The organism is Maribacter litoralis (assembly GCF_003075045.1).
GTDB classification, from domain to species: domain Bacteria; phylum Bacteroidota; class Bacteroidia; order Flavobacteriales; family Flavobacteriaceae; genus Maribacter; species Maribacter litoralis.
Genome location: NZ_QCZD01000001.1, coordinates 16,791 through 33,557, shown reverse-complemented (window position 1 = coordinate 33,557; position 16,767 = coordinate 16,791). Strand labels below are relative to the sequence as shown.

The 16,767-nt window shown below is 35.1% G+C and carries 13 protein-coding genes; 4 read left to right on the top strand and 9 right to left on the bottom strand.

Going from position 1 to position 16,767, the window contains the following annotated elements; genetic code table 11:
* The first annotated feature begins 51 nt into the window (after nt 1–51).
* From DCS95_RS00140 to DCS95_RS00125, 4 genes are all read left to right on the top strand, one after another.
* Nucleotides 52–1,266, top strand: a complete 1,215-nt coding sequence (locus DCS95_RS00140) for a sensor histidine kinase (protein WP_116768841.1) — start codon at nt 52–54, stop codon at nt 1,264–1,266.
* Between the two features lie 178 nt (nt 1,267–1,444).
* Entirely contained in the window at nt 1,445–3,505 is a 2,061-nt protein-coding gene (locus DCS95_RS00135; protein WP_116768840.1) for an ATP-dependent helicase, read from the top strand.
* A 9-nt stretch (nt 3,506–3,514) separates the two neighbouring features.
* Entirely contained in the window at nt 3,515–4,909 is a 1,395-nt protein-coding gene (locus DCS95_RS00130; protein WP_116768839.1) for an exonuclease domain-containing protein, read from the top strand.
* A gap of 131 nt (nt 4,910–5,040) precedes the next feature.
* Nucleotides 5,041–5,493, top strand: coding sequence for a ferritin-like domain-containing protein (locus tag DCS95_RS00125; RefSeq protein WP_116768838.1), 453 nt, complete (start codon nt 5,041–5,043; stop codon nt 5,491–5,493).
* A gap of 121 nt (nt 5,494–5,614) precedes the next feature.
* On the opposite strand, the gene DCS95_RS00120 is transcribed toward DCS95_RS00125, so the two are convergent.
* The 9 genes from DCS95_RS00120 to DCS95_RS00080 all read right to left on the bottom strand — a co-directional run bounded on the left by DCS95_RS00120 (nt 5,615) and on the right by DCS95_RS00080 (nt 16,756).
* Nucleotides 5,615–6,079 carry a DUF4199 domain-containing protein gene (locus tag DCS95_RS00120; RefSeq protein ID WP_116768837.1) on the bottom strand — a complete coding sequence of 155 codons (465 nt, stop codon included), beginning with the start codon at nt 6,077–6,079 and terminating at the stop codon, nt 5,615–5,617.
* 441 nt (nt 6,080–6,520) lie between these two features.
* Nucleotides 6,521–7,309, bottom strand: a complete 789-nt coding sequence (locus tag DCS95_RS00115; protein ID WP_116768836.1) for an aspartate dehydrogenase domain-containing protein — start codon at nt 7,307–7,309, stop codon at nt 6,521–6,523.
* 47 nt (nt 7,310–7,356) lie between these two features.
* The gene (locus DCS95_RS00110) at nt 7,357–8,808 is read right to left on the bottom strand and encodes an SLC13 family permease (RefSeq protein ID WP_116768835.1); all 1,452 of its coding nucleotides are present in this window, start codon (nt 8,806–8,808) and stop codon (nt 7,357–7,359) included.
* A 1-nt stretch (nt 8,809) separates the two neighbouring features.
* Nucleotides 8,810–9,619 (bottom strand): aspartate/glutamate racemase family protein, encoded by an 810-nt coding sequence (locus DCS95_RS00105; RefSeq protein WP_116768834.1) that lies wholly within the window; start codon nt 9,617–9,619, stop codon nt 8,810–8,812.
* 35 nt (nt 9,620–9,654) lie between these two features.
* Nucleotides 9,655–10,545: a BPSS1187 family protein gene (locus DCS95_RS00100; protein WP_116768833.1), complete on the bottom strand. Its 891-nt coding sequence runs from the start codon at nt 10,543–10,545 to the stop codon at nt 9,655–9,657.
* 29 nt (nt 10,546–10,574) lie between these two features.
* Nucleotides 10,575–11,432, bottom strand: a complete 858-nt coding sequence (locus tag DCS95_RS00095; RefSeq protein ID WP_116768832.1) for a creatininase family protein — start codon at nt 11,430–11,432, stop codon at nt 10,575–10,577.
* A gap of 108 nt (nt 11,433–11,540) precedes the next feature.
* Nucleotides 11,541–13,583 carry an amidohydrolase family protein gene (locus DCS95_RS00090; protein WP_116768831.1) on the bottom strand — a complete coding sequence of 681 codons (2,043 nt, stop codon included), beginning with the start codon at nt 13,581–13,583 and terminating at the stop codon, nt 11,541–11,543.
* A 45-nt stretch (nt 13,584–13,628) separates the two neighbouring features.
* Nucleotides 13,629–14,750 (bottom strand): FG-GAP repeat domain-containing protein, encoded by a 1,122-nt coding sequence (locus DCS95_RS00085; RefSeq protein ID WP_116768830.1) that lies wholly within the window; start codon nt 14,748–14,750, stop codon nt 13,629–13,631.
* A gap of 8 nt (nt 14,751–14,758) precedes the next feature.
* On the bottom strand, nt 14,759–16,756 hold the full coding sequence (locus DCS95_RS00080) for an amidohydrolase family protein (protein WP_116768829.1): 1,998 nt from the start codon (nt 16,754–16,756) through the stop codon (nt 14,759–14,761).
* Between the last annotated feature and the right edge of the window lie 11 nt (nt 16,757–16,767).

Genomic DNA, 16,767 nt, shown 5'->3' with positions numbered 1-16,767 from the left:
AATGCCCTTTAAGTTACTTGATGGTATACAATACTATCGATAAAAGAGAATATGATAGAAAATTTTGAACAAAACGTAGAGGATATTCAATCCATAAAAATTCTGCCAACAATACTCAATGTTATAAACCAATCAACAGGATTAGGATTTGTAGCCGTAGCACGAGTAACTCCCAACAAATGGCTTACCTGTGGCGTTTTGGATAATTTAAACTTTGGTTTAACACCTGGTGACGAATTACAAGTTGAAACTACAATTTGTCATGAAGTTAGACAAGCAGATAAATTAGTGGTAATTGATCATGTCGATAATGATGAAATATTTGCCAAACACCATACCCCATTACAATATGGTTTTCAAAGTTATATATCCGTACCAATAACTTTACAAGACGGTACTTTTTTTGGAACACTATGCGCTTTAGATCCTGCACCGAACAAGCTTAACAACGCTAAGGTAATAGGTATGTTCACTTCTTATGCAGAAGTTATTTCCTTCCATTTAGACGCTATAGAAAAAATGAGGTTGAAGGATTTGGAAATCAAAAAGAAAAATTTCCAACTGGAATCTTTTGATTTTGTCTCCAGTCATGATCTTCAAGAACCACTTAGAAAAATACAGATGTTCTCTAGTGTAATTCTAGAAAAAAACAATCAAAACCTTACTACTGATATTGTTAAATATTTAGATGGTATTAAAAATGAATCTCAGCGCATGAGAAACATTCTTAATGATCTTTTGGTTTTTTCTGAATACAAAAAATCTTCGCAAGAATTTGTAGCTACAGATTTAAATAGCTTAGTAGAGAATATTCGTAAAAGACTATCAAAAGAATTTTCTGAATGTAATGGCAAAATTGTATTAGACGAATTACCTAGCGTACCAATTATGCCCGATCAAATTGAGCAACTTTTCTACAACTTAATTATAAATGCAATCACTTTTAGATCAAACCATTGCGACTTAGAAATATCGATTTCAAGTAAAATTGAAAAAGGCATTGATTTGTCATATGAAAAGCTTGATGCCAACACCACTTATTGTACACTGACCTTTACCGATAATGGAACAGGGTTTGATCCAAGATACAATGAAAAAATATTTGGAATGTTCAATCGTCTAGATAAAGAAAAGCATTGCAATTCTACTGGTATAGGTTTAACAATTGCCAGAAGAATCACTGAAAACCATAACGGTTTTATTATAGCGAATGGCAACTTGAACAAGGGAGCGTCATTTACGGTTTATTTACCAATGAAACAATGAGTCAATACTTTATCACTACATAATTTAATATATTTCATTAATTTTACAGCTGCAATCAACCTTCCTTACAATTTTATTGAACCATTCAGTTTTAAAAGCATCAACCGATGTGCTTATAACTGAATAAAATTACGTTAGCCATCTTTTGGCCAACCTTTAAATCAATTGCAACATATAAATGCACTTAAAAGAAGAGTTAAATAAGCAGCAATTAAAAGCTGTTGAATTTTCAGGCAAACACTTATTGGTACTGGCAGGTGCAGGAACCGGAAAAACCCGTACCATTATTGCCAGGGCTGCATATTTGATCGAGAATGGAGCAAATCCGTCTAAAATTCAAATACTTACGTTTACCAAAAAAGCTGCTAACGAGATAGTTGAACGCGTAAAAGCCAGTTTACCACAGTCAAACGGAAAGTCCTTAAGCGGCGCCACCTTTCATAGTTGGTGCAATCAGTTAATCATTAAATACCCGAACTTATTTGGGGCTGCAAATTTTACGGTAATTGATCCAGATGATCAATTGGGTTTAATGAAAATGGTTTCGGGCAACCATAGTGAAGTGTATAGCAAGCTGAGAATAAAACCACAACAGCTTTTAGATGTGTATTCTTATGCCAGAAATACAAAGAAGAACTTAACGGAATCTATTCGTAGTCTTGTGTATAAGGGCAAGGAAGACAAAGATACCGAGTATGAAATCACAGCGATAAAACCCAATATTGAAATACTGTTAAGGGCTTATCAAAAGAAAAAGATGGAGCAACGGTATTTAGATTATGATGATTTACTGTTGGTGGTATCTACTCAATTAAAAGCTAATGCTGAAGCGAGAAAACTTTTATCCCAAAATCTTGATTATCTACTTGTAGATGAAATGCAGGATACCAACCCTTTACAATGGGAATTACTATCCCCATTTATTGAAATATGTAATCTCTTCTGTGTTGGAGATGATGCACAATCCATCTATTCTTTTAGAGGGGCAGATTTTAGGAACGTTCATCAATTTAAAGAACGAGTACCTAACGCAGAGGTTTATAAGCTTGAAAAAAACTACCGTTCCACACAAGAAATTTTAGATGTTTCCAATTGGCTTTTAGAGAAGTCCCCTATAGATTATAATAAACAATTGCAATCGGTTAGAGGAAGTGGTGAAGTACCATTACTGCTCAATGTGAGCGACGAGTGGCAAGAAGCAAATTGGGTCGCCGATGAAATTTTAAAAAATTATACAGATGAAGACCGCCAATTTTCCGATCATCTTATTTTATCTCGCTCCCAATATTACACAAAAACTTTACAAGCGGTTTTCATAAGAAGAAAAATACCTTATGTCACTTATGGAGGACGTAAATTTTTACAAGCCGCCCATATTAAAGATTTGGTTTCCTTATTGCGAATAGTCAATAATCCGTACGATGAAATTGCATGGGTAAGGTTTTTAACTTTCTGGGAAGGAATAGGCGAAGTTAGAGCATCAAGAATAATGGCGGTTATATTAGCCGATGAAGGTAAAACCGACATCCCTACCCTGTTAAAAGGTGCAATACCGGGCAAAGACGGAATTAAAATCGCAGAATTGTATAATGACGTACAAAAGGAAAAAGGTAAAGTAGGTAAAATGGTCGATATCGCTTACGAAGCCATGTCTTTAGGTTTGGCCTTTAGATATCGAAAAGATTGGATTGAAAAACGAAAAGCAGATTTTCCAGTATTAAAACTGCTTGCCAATAGCTATTCTAGTTTAGGAGAGTTTATAGGTGAAGGTTTATTAGATAATGCCGAAAAAATGAACGGCGCACCAGTTCTATCTGAATCTCAATTGGCTACAGCAGAAGAAAAAGACCATGTAATCATATCAACCATACACTCCGCAAAAGGCTTGGAAGCAGATGTGTGTATAGTTATAAATGTATCTCCTAAATCTTTTCCATCATCTTGGTCTTTAGATGATATTGATGCCATTGAGGAAGATCGCAGAGTATTGTATGTGGCATTGACCCGTGCAAAAAACAGGTTGATCATCACCAGAAATACCGCATCAATATCTGCCATACACAGCAAAGCAATACCTGCCAATGCCGGTCAACAAACAGATGGCACAGAGACCTATTTTTTAACCGCCATACCCGATGGATTGGTACTTCAGGAAACAATTGGCTATGACTTTAAATCGGTAAAAGATGCTCCTGAACCAAATAAATTAGACCTGTCTTCTGGTATGGATTTTAGTTAATAGTTGAACATGTCCAATAGAAAATTTGCCATCATATCGTTAACCACCTTTGGTTACAAGCCAAATCCGTTACGTATAGTGCAATTGACCATAAGCAAGCTTATGGGTGATTATTACGAACCTGTATTTCAGATAAATATCAACCCTGAGGAACGTTTACCAAGTTATATTCAGCAAAAAACAGACTTAACAGATACTATCTTATTACAGGCACCTCCTTTTTCAGAAATTGCCAATACAATTCTAAAAGAACTTGATGGTCATCTATTGGTAGCTCACAATGCATCATTTGTGCATTATGCATTACAATCTGAGTTTAAATATTTGGGTTACTCCTTTAAAATACCCCAAATATGTACACAACGTTTGTCAAAAAAGGTCCTTCCAAACATGACCAATTATGAGTTACCCTATTTAACTAGCGTTTTAAACATTCCCTTAGCATCATCACATGAACTAACAGAAAGAAATAATGCAGTTGCCCTATTATTTCAGAGGTTACTTCAGTTAGATGATAATGAATCTATCATTTCTAAAATGTTAGAACCTAAGGACCAAAAAACGCACTTTGTACCAAAGAATATTGAATATCAAAAACTAAATTCCTTACCCAACTCACCAGGAGTTTATAAGTTTCAAAATCAATTTGGGGAAGTATTATATGTAGGTAAGGCAAAAGATATTAAAAAAAGGGTTTTAAGTCATTTTTATAGCTCTAACGAGAAAGAACTAATATTGTGCAATGCAACTTATCATGTGGACTACGAAACCACAGGTAGCGAACTAATAGCACTGTTACGAGAAGCAGACCTAATCGCTAAATTAGCCCCCCCACATAATTACATCCAAAAAAAGGATTATGTTACCTACCATTTAGTACCTCAAAAAAACAGAAAGGGCATTCTCCAAATAAAGATAGAAAGAAGACCTTATCAACATGTGCCGACAGAAATATTCTTAAAAAGAGGTGATGCAACCCAACGTTTAATAGAACTGACAAAAAGGTTTAGATTATGTCCGCTACAAACTGGTTTAAAAACTAAATTAGGAAGATGTACCCATGGTGAATATACCGAATGTGATGGTATTTGCACTGGAAACGAAGAACTAGGCCTTTATAATGAAAAAGTAGAAAATGCCTTAGATTATCTTAACAACGAAAACGATAATTATATAATTTTTGAAAAAGGAAGAACTAAAGAAGAACGCAGTTTTGTTCTGATCTTACATGGCGTCTATCAAGGTTATGGCTTTCTAGACAATTCTCAATCGATATCCACTCTAGAGGATTTCCAAGATATGCTGAATCCTAAAAAACATTCTTATCATACCGCAAAAATAATTTCCAGCTACAAGCAGCGTAATCCATGGAAAATCAAAACCCTATTAACAACAACATCTTAAATCGTTAAACAAATTAACACAGTATATGTTAAAGGTTTATGACTATTCTTTTTGAATCAAAATCCACATGTAATACGGCAAACTTTATGCCTCTAAGCCCATAATTTTAAGTATAATTAAAACTAAAAAATATGGAAACGAAGAATAGAACCTTAGTAAATCAATTAGAAGAAATTTTAGAAAAAAACCGTGATGCCCAAAAGGGATATGCAAAAGCGGCAGAGAATGCAAAAGATCAAAATTTAAAGGCATATTTTCAGAACAAATCCCGAGAACGCAGCACCTTTAATCAGACTCTGAACAAAGAACTAGTAGCTAGTTATGATGAGATTGAAACCGAAGGTAGCTTCACCGGCAGCTTGCACAGAGGGTGGATGGACATTAAAGCTTTCTTTTCTGCAGACAACGATGAATCTATGCTTGAAGAAGCGATTAGAGGAGACAAATCAGCGGTAGAAGAATATGAAGATGTTCTAGATGATAAGGACTTGCCAGCGAATGTTGCATCCATAATTCGCGAACAGCTAATTAAAATAAGAACCGATTTGAATAAAGTAAAATCAATGGAAGATTTAGTAGATTAAATCTTCTTTCTTTATATCTGCAAAAAGGCAGCTTTATCTTAGGATATAAGCTGCCTTTTTATTTGAATAACCGCATTACTTCAAAATTGAGATTTCACTAACTCAATAATACAAACTTGATTTATAATTCATGTTTTCGCCCCTCTTTAGTGTTCCAGCTTCTTTTAAAAAGCTGCATTAATAATAAGGCGCATATAATACTTGTAGAGAAGCCCATTAGGGCAAGTCCTAATACTGCAAAGCCGGGCGTTAGGTCATAACTGGTTTTCCAAGTAGTAAGCATCTCGGTCAAAATTCCGTCATTTAACTCTGTAATGTATAATGCAAAAAATGCTACTATGATGAAAGTAGCGATTATTCCTGCTTGAAAAATGACCCAAAATCCATTTAAATATTTAAAGACTCCGTTCTGTTCATTTTTATATTTAGAAATAGTATAGTAGAGACCTACGCCCATTATAATTAGGTTGAATGCACTAAAAATGGGCTTCTTATGTAAATCGACTAGCGATAAAAGAAGAAAATATGCAATCATTGCACAACCTATATATGTTCCAAATAATGGTGATATTTTATTCTGTTTCATGATAGTAAATAGTTTATCGTATTAATAATTAGCTTATTATCATAGCCAAACACTTAAATTTATAGTGGTGTATATTTTTAGTTTGACTGAAAAGAAAAATATCTTAGTGCTATTCTTAACCATCTAAAAGGTAGCAACAACCTTACTATTATTTGCGCACAAGAAAGTGAATTAAATGGCTAATGGTAAACTTCTATATCTAAATCGAATACTTAATGTATTTACATGGATTAATACCTCAATTTAAATAAGATACCTTCCTTAGATCTTAGGGAATTAAAAAACCTTAAAGTTGTAAACTCTGATTAAAAAAATTTGAAACTTTAAGGTTAACGTAAGACTGAACACAATTGGGGAACAACATTAGTTCACTAATCCAGCTTTTTTTTATCATTCGTAATATTTCTTGTGAAGAACAAAAATCATTAAGCTAGCAAAAGGCTAATTGATTTTAATATTAGTATTCAAATTTCTTAGAACACTAACTACACTCTTAACGGCTAAAAAACTTGTTTTAGGGTTACTCGGACTCGGCTTGTTCTCAGTTCGTGTAGAAATTTTACCAAAACCACCTTCGCAAGTAATCTCATGCATATTACTGGTAGCCTTGGGGTCAGCGACTATTTTGATTACCAAATCCTCACATTTAGAAGCAAAATAAATACTTGCAGCAACATTTATATTTTTTGGAAATTGTGCTACTGCCTCGCTAACTTTTCCTTCCCAAATGGTTTGGCTCGTTGATATTGCTGAAAGATTAATAGTTGAATTCTCGAAAAAAGGAGCACCTTCCAAACTTTTAGGGTGTTTTGTTGTCTTCAACTGTATAGAAGTAATTTCGTCATTCACAGCTTTTATGGCATCTAGTCCTGCAATGGCACCCACCGGCAATATCACCTCACAATTTTTCAATTCTTCTAGAACCATTTTATTCTCATAAAGACCTCCGGTACTAATCATTATTAATTTTAAGCCAGTACGGTCTATTTCGGGAAATTTCAATAATTTTGTAACGACATCTTTATTTGCGCATTCAATAATAATATCTACATCCTCAATTAAATCGGGTGTAATTTCTTTTCTACATTGAATAGCTTGGTTAAAACCTATTTTCTCTTTGTCAATATCTTTACGGGCAACTATATAACATAATTCGTAAGTGGGATTATTACCAATCCATTCCGCAAGGTATTTACCAATATTTCCAAAACCTATTATAGCTATTCTCATTGTAATATTATTTATTCGAAGTATTATTACTGAACTTTTAAATCCTATTAAACCATTGCATTCAGGTCCCAAACCAACGGTAGTACCACATATACGATAACCGTTAATATTATGATAGATATGATATTGAGCCAAAATCCTTTTTTTACCATGTCTTGCATTTCCAAATATCCAGATCCAAAAACTACGGCATTTGGTGGTGTAGCCACAGGTAGCATAAATGCACATGAAGCTGCCAAGGTAGCCGCAATCATTAGATAATAAGGGTGTACACCTAATACCGGTGCTAAAGAAACCAAAACAGGCAATAAAATTGCTGTTGTAGCAATATTTGAAGTTATCTCTGTCATGAAATTTACTATCGCGATTAAAATCATGAGCAATAGAAAGAATGGTAAAATTTGTAAAGCAGATAACTTGCTCCCTATCCAAAGCGCTAAACCACTTTGATCAAAACCTAGTGCCAATGTCAATCCGCCACCAAATAACAATAATATTCCCCAAGGTAACTTAACAGCATCTTCCCAATCCATCAATCTTTTTCCTTTTTTACGGGTAGGTAGCAAAAACAAAATTACCACGGTACACATCGCTATAATGGTATCGTCCATTTTGGGTATGAGCCTTTGTAATAGAAATGATCGGGCGATCCATGCAAAAGCTGTTGCTGCAAACACCACTAAAACCGTTTTTTCCTCAAAGCCCATTTTACCCAATGCTTTTAATCTAGCGGCAATTTCGGTACGACCGCCAGGAAATTCTTTTTGATTAAAAGTAAAAGCAAAACGAGTAAGGTAATACCAGCATAAAAAAAGTAAAATGATAGCGATTGGAAACCCTAGAACAAACCATTCTGAGAAGGTTATCTCTTTACCAAAAGTTGACTGTACCACCCCTGCTAAAACCAAATTTGTAGGTGTACCGATTAAAGTTCCAATTCCACCAATAGAAGCACTATAGGCTATAGCAAGCATTAAGGCTTTCCCAAAAATTTTGTTCTCATTTTTTTCGGTATCAGGATTGTCATTCAATTGATGCACAATAGCCATTGCAATAGGTAGAATAATTACTGCTGCAGCGGTGTTGGAAATCCACATGGAAAGAAACGCCGTTGCCAGCATAAAACCCAATATAATATTAATAACGTTGGTACCAATAAGGTTTATGATCGTTAAGGCAATTCGCCGGTGCAAATTCCATTTTTCAATGGCAATGGCCATTATAAATCCGCCCATATAAAGAAAGATGTATTTATGCCCATAAGACGTTGCCGTTTCAGATAAACTTAATCCACCGGTTAAAGGAAATAAAATTAGAGGCAACAAAGCAGTTACGTAAATAGGAATAGCTTCGGTTATCCACCAAATAGCTACCCAGGCCACTGAAGCTAATACTGCATTGGCAGCTTCTGATAAATCATCTGGATGAAAAAAGAATAAAATATAGAAGAAAACCAATGGTCCTAAAACGCGACCAATATTCTGTTTTGAAAACTGCATATTATTTTTTTAAGATATAGTCGACACCTGCCTTCGAATGAATCTCAGTGGTATTAAAAACTGCGATATCAAGATCCTCGGGAAAAATCATAAGCGGAAATTCCGTGCATCCTAAAATAACCCCATCCGCACCTTGTTCCTTTGCATTTTCTATAACGCCCATTACATATTCTTTAGAAGACGGCACAATTTTACCATAGGTAAGCTCTTCTATTATAATTCTATGTAATTCATCTACAACAGGCTGTTCTTTTGGCACTAAAACCTCTATACCATTATCTTCAATTCTCTTGGTAATGAACGTTTCTTCCATACTGTACTTAGTACCTAAGAACAACACTTTTTTCACTTTCCTTTTATGAATCTCTTTAGCTGTAGCGTCTGCAATGTGAATAATTGGAAAATCTAATTCCTGTTGTACTAAATCATATACTTTATGGGGTGTATTTGCACAAAACAGTACAGAGGTTGCCCCGGCCTTATTTAACTTTTTTGCCGCGTAGGTAAGCATATGTGCAATAGAATCCCATTTATTTTCTATTTGATATCTATGTACTTCCGCTTGGTTTAAGGTGTAAACCACTAATGGAGAATTGGTATTATTGCCGTAATGATCGTTTACCGACTGGTTAATTGCACTATAGTATTCAATGGTAGAATGCCAAGAGGTACCTCCTATCAGTCCTAAAGAATTCATTTCAGAGTTTCCTTTTTCTTCGATAGTAGTTTTGGCTATTTTATCTTTCTTAGCTTCCGTACAAGAGCCTAATAACAAAATCAAAAAGCAGTAGCGATATATTCTTATTCTCATATAATACAACTATTGTTCATTAATAAATTGGATGTTTAATTTCCTTTTCCAAGTAACTCGATCCATTGATCTTTATATCCTAAATTCCTGACACCATTAGAATGTGCACGTTTACCCTTAGGTACATCCAAATCAAATGCGTAGATATGATTATCTGGAATTTTCATGGCTTTATAGGTCTCAATGATTGTCTCGGCGGTAGGTTCTTTTATATGATATGTGGCAAAATAACGGTCGATGGGAGTCGCACTAGTATCAAAATACCAATTGGCAATTTTGTTTTTAGCGGAATAATCCCAGCCACCAGAAAAATCTATAACCCTCGCCACTACGTGTGTTTTTGCAATAAAGGCAGACATTCCACCTCCTTGTGATTGGCCAGCTAAAGCAATTTCGCTCCACTTTGGTTCTCCATTATCTAAAAACCGATTCCAACCACCTTGTTTATCATTTTTAGCCAAATACTGTAAAAGCTTAGTTAATCTATTTACAATTGCATCGTATGAAACATCTTCAATTAATTCAAATTCTTTGACACCATATACTCTCCAATTTCTAAAATCCGCCGCACAATTAGAATTAGCCGCTAAGTTTTCGTTTTTACAAATTCGAGCAATTGCGGGCGTATTTATATAGGATAAATTAATTACGGCATACCCTTGATCAATGGCCGTAGCAAATAGGTGCATTGGTCCTCTTAATGCAATACCATTAGTACCCGGGATAAAAAGCAACAGTTTCCCCTTTTCTATAGATGGATTATATGCTATAAAATGTGGCGTATCGGCATTCTTAATTCTACTGTCCGTTTCAGATGGTTTAATCTTTAAAACAACTTGTGGTTCAGGAAAGAGAATAGGGTCTTGCGAACGTACTTGTGTATAGACAAAGAGTACCAAAAGGAAAATAATCAATTGCTGTTTCATACTAATGACGATATTTTTATTGAAAATCATTACTGTATATATTCATTCCACTTATCAATGAATTTAGAACATGCGGCTACCATTCTTTTTGCGTTATTCGCTCCTCTTTCCAAAGTTGCTTCCTTAGGATGTAATTCTCCCCAAACACCGGTTTTTGTCATTTCTACAGTTGACGTTTTTTTACCTGTTTCTTCAGCCTTTAATCCTTCAGCCAAGAATAACAACTTTGCCGTTGGTTCCTCTTTAATGACATCGGGAAGCATTTTTTCTAAGTGCTTTGGATGATGTACACCTGGCTCTGTAGCCTTATCAATTTCTACCAAACTCGGCATTAAATACAAACTATCAGATGTTTCCCCTACTCCTGCGTGCCTGTCCAACGAGGTTGCTTTCTCTGTCTTTTCAGGTGTAAGAAAAGGAGCAATCGCTACACTATAATCTACCGCAACTGCCGAAGTTTTTTGGTTGATCTGATCCACCAAAAAAGTAGTTATCGCTCTATTACCTCCGTGCGAATTCATAAATATGAAGCGCTTAAAGCCATTCTGCACCAAACTTTCAACAGTCTCCATATGAACCCGTATTATAGTTTCTGCACTTAAGGAAATGGTTCCTGCAAAAGCCATATGATAAGGAGATTGACCTGCCATTAATACAGGTGCCACCAAAACGTCGCGTTCTTGAGCGATGAGCTTACAAAGCTCAACACCGTTGATAAAATCGGTACCAATAGGTAAATGGCTTGAATGCTGTTCTAAAGCCCCGATGGGAATAATTACCAAATCAGACCTCGTTAAAAATGTCTCTACTTCTGGCACCGTCATATGTGGCAAATAATTTTTAATCTTAGCCTCTTTCCACAGCGGATTTGTTTGTGTTTCTGCCATTTATAAAATTAAATTACTGATACTATTTTTTTCCTTGAACATTGTTCTATAGTGATGGTAGTTATAAACAACGATTAACAATTCATTAAACCAATTATAGCCTTATAATCAATCTCTAGTTGGTTTAAAATCTGCTGCGACCCACAAGGGCTCACTTTCATAATAGTTTCCATTGGTCATTACCGCAGACACACTTCTGATATTTTTGATATCTTCTAAAGGATTACTTTCTAGAATAGCAATATCTGCTTGTTTACCAATTTCTAAAGTACCTGTAACGTCATCATATCCCATAGCTCTTGCAGGAATTATAGTTGCCGTTTTAATAGCATCTAGAGGAGATAAATGAGCATATTTTACGTAAGATTCCAATTCTAAGAAGAGTCCAAATCCAGGAGTGTGATTATCTGTACCTGCAACAACGGGTATACCAGCTTTGTAGAACTTACCAATTACCTCAGCGGCTTTAGTTACATCTTCTTTTGATAAAGCAGCTGTTTTTTCTTTGGAACCAGCTCTAAACCTTTTGCTCTCGAAAAGCTCATAAGCCATTCTATATGAATCTGGTTCAATGGTTTCTACAGGATTTCCTTTTGGTAAAGTACGTATCACCCCTAGACCAAGGGTAACATCTAAAACGGTACCATGCTCTTTATAAAAATCAATAGCGTCGTCTACCATTGCATCGGTAATTTCATTATGCGCCAAAAAATAACGTCCGTCTTTAACAAGTTCAGATATTTTTTTGTCAGGAAAAAGAGCACCCATAATTCTATTGTAATGGCTTAACATATCCATACCGCTTTCTACCGCTACACGCGTATCATCTACCAAAGCCGGTACATGACCTGTTACCGTCATACCTACTTTATGTGCTTCTTCCGACAAGACCTTTAAAATTTCCGGTTCTATAGACGTATAAATTTTAATCTGTTCATATCCATTTTTATGATAAAGTCCAACGACCTCTTTTGCCTCTTCTACAGATCTAGCTCTAATAATTCCGTTTCCTTTAGGACCAGGACCATCTGTCATACCTGCTAAAAGAATATCCGGACCAACTGCTCCTTCTTTTGCAATTGCATCCCTAAAAGCGGTAGCAAATTCCAATTCATTTCCATTATCCCTGATAGTTGTAACACCACTAGCTAAATATGCCGGTGCCCATTGAACTTGGTTAGAATGTGCATGCATATCCCAAAGTCCGGGTATTAATGTTTTGCCTGCAACATCTATAATTTTAGCTCCTTTTGGTACTTCTACAGCATCATTTTTACCAATTGCCACAATTTTACCATCTTCAATTAGAAGCGTCATGTCTTCTTTAATGTTGTTGCTTACAACATCTACAACATTACCGCCTACCAATGCTGTTACTGGGTATTCGGGACCTTTAACGCTTTCTGTATACTCTTTTAATTGAGCCATTTGCTCTTCAACATTTCCCTTGATAAAAAATGGTTTAGCTTCTTCATAACCCTTTTTTATCAACTCTCTTATTTGTGTATTTGCCTTAACTACGGCAACCAAGTTTTTAGATTTATCTAACCAAATGGTGCGACCGCCCCAATTAATTCCTTCAACCACATAGCGGTCTAGTGCTACATTTTCACCATTTATCTGTACTGTGTCTTCCCCTCTATGTGTTAAAGAAATTTCGCCCCTTGGTAGCGTTGGTAATGACTCAATATCGTTTTGGCTAAAATAGTAGTGATACAGCATCATCTCTATACCCGCAGGAATATTACTATTTACCCCAAAAAAGACATCTTTTTTGTTTGAGGTAACAACATCAAAATGTTTTTCCCATACCGACACCTGATCACCGTTAACTTCCATTTTAAAAATGTTGGTAGTATCGTTTTTAGATATACGTCTACTGTAATAAGATAGCGGTTCAAGTTCTGTAGTTAAATACAATTTAGATTCTACACCACTTATGCGTCCTCTTTCATTTTCTCCTTGAATTGACGTTACAATAATGGAATCTTTGTTAGAAGTTATATTATACGTCTCCTCTCCTATTTGCGATTGTCTTCTGTACACAAAAAAAGTACCTTCATCTGTATAGTTTTCCCATTTTGACGATTCTGGCGAACAGGAAGCTAGCAGTACCAAAATGGCACCTTTAAATAAGTTTTTTATATTCATAGTATAGTATTAATTGTATTGTAAAATGTGATGAAATAGGTTTTGTTATGGAAACTCCGGAGTAAACCTATTGAAGTAATATCGGTTTATTTCATCCGAATTACTTTCTATGATATCTAATTTACCATCACCGTTAAGGTCAAAAACGGTTACATCATATGTATTGAAATTTTCGTCTGCCAAAGCGATTTTTTCCCAGCTAGTCCCCTTATCATTATTAATAAAAACTGAGTTAGATGATTTAACATTGGCAATTATAATATCCATATCACCATCTTTATCCAAGTCTCCTAAAGCTATGGCATAAGATCTACTAGAACTTTCATCGAAGGTCATTTTACGGGTATACTGCTGCTTTTTATCTCCAAAATAGATAACATTTGGCTCACCAATATTTGCAGTTACAATATCTAAGAAACCATCTTTATCTATATCTGAAATTGCCACAGAACGAGTAATATCATTACCTGTTCCGTATGGTATTTTCTTAGTAAATTTTAAATTGCCATCATTCAAGTACACATAATTAGGCTGGTCATCTCTATTGGCAAGGATTAGATCTAAATGTCCGTCCCCATTCATGTCAGCAACCTCAACATCTATGGTAGAATCTTCTTTGTTACCAAAGCCAATAGATTTTGAGAATGTACCATCACCATTGTTAAGACATATTTCATTTTCTTTCCCTCTATTGGTAATAAGAATATCTTTGTCTCCATCTTGATCTATATCTGCAACCACAATATTTCTGGTAGGTGCATACGCTTCACCAAAACTAGATGCTTTTGTGAAATGTCCTTTTCCATCATTTAGAAAAAGAAAATTGGGCGCCATATCATTACCAACGGCAATATCTAAATCGCCATCTCCATCAAAATCTGCCAATTCAGTAGAATAACTTGTTTCGCTTTCTGAATCTACCGCTCTAGATACGGTAAAAACGCCTCTTCCATTATTTACAAATACCCTGTTCTGACCAGGCCAATGACGACCATTTGCCACTAAAATATCTGCATCGCCATCATTATCGATATCTCCTACTCCTATAGAAGCAGTTCTTTCCTTATGTGTTCCAAGTATTAGTCTACCACTTGTAAAAAACTCCAACGACTGTGCATTTGCCGTTGTAATGGCAAGAGTAAAAAGAACTATTAATTTTATTTTCATTTTATATGCTATTTGAAATGTTTAATACCCATTTTGTTATAAAGCTCTTCAGCAAAATAGAGGTTACCACCTTTTATAGTCCATTCTACTTTTCTTATATCACTGATATTATTTACAGGATTTCCATCTATGAGAATTAAATCTGCGTTTTTACCTTCTTCTATAGACCCTAATGTATCTGACATACCGGTTATTTTTGCAGAATTGATGGTTGCCATTTTTAGAATATCAACAGTAGGTATACCTGCTTTTTGGTATAGTTCTAATTCTCTATGATATAAAAACCCAGGTAAACCATCTGTACCGGGTACTATAGAAACACCCCTTTGGTGCATGTCATACAACGCATTAAGCATGTTTTGATAGCTCTCTTTATAAAGTGCCACTTTACTACCCGATTTTGGAAGTCCGCCACTGTAAAAAGCTCTTTGTTCTATAAGTGGCAACCTGTTCATAATTGTACTATATGTAGGACTAGGCTCACCTTTTTGGGAAACGAACATATTCTCAAAAATTGCCATAGTAGCATCTACAAGAATATCTTTGGACTTCAATAACTCAACAAAATCTAAGTATTCCTTTGATTTTAAATCTAATTCTACCCCATGGTTGGCCACCATTGTAAAACGAAGTGGAGTTCGGGTGTCAATAGTATCTGTCATGAAATTTAAAAACAACATGTTCATATGCTGAATTTCATTGTACCCTTGTTCAATTGCCTGTGATGCCGTCATGTATGCCGTTATATGCCCGCTTACCCGCATATTTAATTCATGTGCTTTTGCAGCTAAAGGTTTAACCCACTCTGGTCTTATAGAACTATACAGTTTAATTTGATCATAGTCCAAATCTTTGTAAGACTGAATTTCAGCAAGTCCTTCCTCTAAATTATCTACTACGTTTCTCTGATTTGCAAAAGGACCTGAACCATCTATGATTCCACAAAAGGTTACAATGTTAGGACCTATAATTTCATTTTTATCAAACTGCGCGCTTAATTGTTTTAATTGCTTATTGTTAGCTAAATCCCTTACAGACGTTACACCACCTGCCAAGTGTAATAATCCCCTGAATTTAGTATTATGCGTATGCATATCGAACATACCGGGCAGAAGCGTTTTATTCGTTCCATCTATAACTTGAGCTGTTCCGTTCAACACCTTTCCCATTGATGGTTTTATTGATTCAATGATATTACCATCAACAAGAACATCTTGGTTTTCTAAAATTGAACCATCTTTAGAAAAGACATTTACATTTTTAATAAGCACCTTATCAATTTGATTGGAAACCTTTTTGGAAATCTTAAAAAGATACTCATCTTCATAAGTGCTCTGTAGCGACTGTAATTCTTTTCTTAATGCTGAGAAATCTTCTCTTACAATATGAAGGTTACCAGAAATACTGGCTATCATAGCGTTATCTTTTAACCAGATATATCTAGGATTCATTTCTAGACCTTTGATCATTACAAGGTTTACAGATGTACTATCTGAAAGTGTTATAGAAAAATTATCTACCAACTCTACTTCTCCATTAGGATATAGATCAACTTTCTTATTATCTGAATTGACCAAAAGTTGAGCTAAAATCTCATAAACAGCAGGAGAACCATCATGTCTAAAATATAGTTTATCACCATCGAATTCCGCTTCATCTTCACCCATAGGGTTTTTCCAAGATGCAGAACCATTTAAACCTTTAAAATTTTCACTAATGGAATCTTTTAAATAATTGACACCAGTAATATTTTCAGAAACAATATAGTTGTCGTCATTTAAAACAATCTTTTCTGTAATCTCTGGTCCGCGTCCCCTATCCGTATAGTTATAAGTGTATTTGAAGCTACTATCTCCCGAGCTCCATTTTTCAAATTTACCAGCAAGGTTTTCACGAAATACAACATCGTACTTGATTTTCTCGGTAGCATTATCTTCTGATTTTTGAGATTCAGAACAACTCATAAATACTATGAACAATAGCGAAAAAGTTAGGTAGCTTCTCATACTTTAGGATT

Bases quoted from the DNA above. Each gene is read 5' to 3' on its own strand.
- DCS95_RS00115 (WP_116768836.1), bottom strand. From the start codon at position 7,309: ATGAGAATAGCTATAATAGGTTTTGGAAATATTGGTAAATACCTTGCG.
- DCS95_RS00100 (WP_116768833.1), bottom strand. From the start codon at position 10,545: ATGAAACAGCAATTGATTATTTTCCTTTTGGTACTCTTTGTCTATACA.
- DCS95_RS00105 (WP_116768834.1), bottom strand. From the start codon at position 9,619: ATGAGAATAAGAATATATCGCTACTGCTTTTTGATTTTGTTATTAGGC.
- DCS95_RS00125 (WP_116768838.1), top strand. From the start codon at position 5,041: ATGGAAACGAAGAATAGAACCTTAGTAAATCAATTAGAAGAAATTTTA.
- DCS95_RS00085 (WP_116768830.1), bottom strand. From the start codon at position 14,750: ATGAAAATAAAATTAATAGTTCTTTTTACTCTTGCCATTACAACGGCA.
- DCS95_RS00110 (WP_116768835.1), bottom strand. From the start codon at position 8,808: ATGCAGTTTTCAAAACAGAATATTGGTCGCGTTTTAGGACCATTGGTT.
- DCS95_RS00135 (WP_116768840.1), top strand. From the start codon at position 1,445: ATGCACTTAAAAGAAGAGTTAAATAAGCAGCAATTAAAAGCTGTTGAA.
- DCS95_RS00080 (WP_116768829.1), bottom strand. From the start codon at position 16,756: ATGAGAAGCTACCTAACTTTTTCGCTATTGTTCATAGTATTTATGAGT.
- DCS95_RS00140 (WP_116768841.1), top strand. From the start codon at position 52: ATGATAGAAAATTTTGAACAAAACGTAGAGGATATTCAATCCATAAAA.
- DCS95_RS00130 (WP_116768839.1), top strand. From the start codon at position 3,515: ATGTCCAATAGAAAATTTGCCATCATATCGTTAACCACCTTTGGTTAC.
- DCS95_RS00095 (WP_116768832.1), bottom strand. From the start codon at position 11,432: ATGGCAGAAACACAAACAAATCCGCTGTGGAAAGAGGCTAAGATTAAA.
- DCS95_RS00120 (WP_116768837.1), bottom strand. From the start codon at position 6,079: ATGAAACAGAATAAAATATCACCATTATTTGGAACATATATAGGTTGT.
- DCS95_RS00090 (WP_116768831.1), bottom strand. From the start codon at position 13,583: ATGAATATAAAAAACTTATTTAAAGGTGCCATTTTGGTACTGCTAGCT.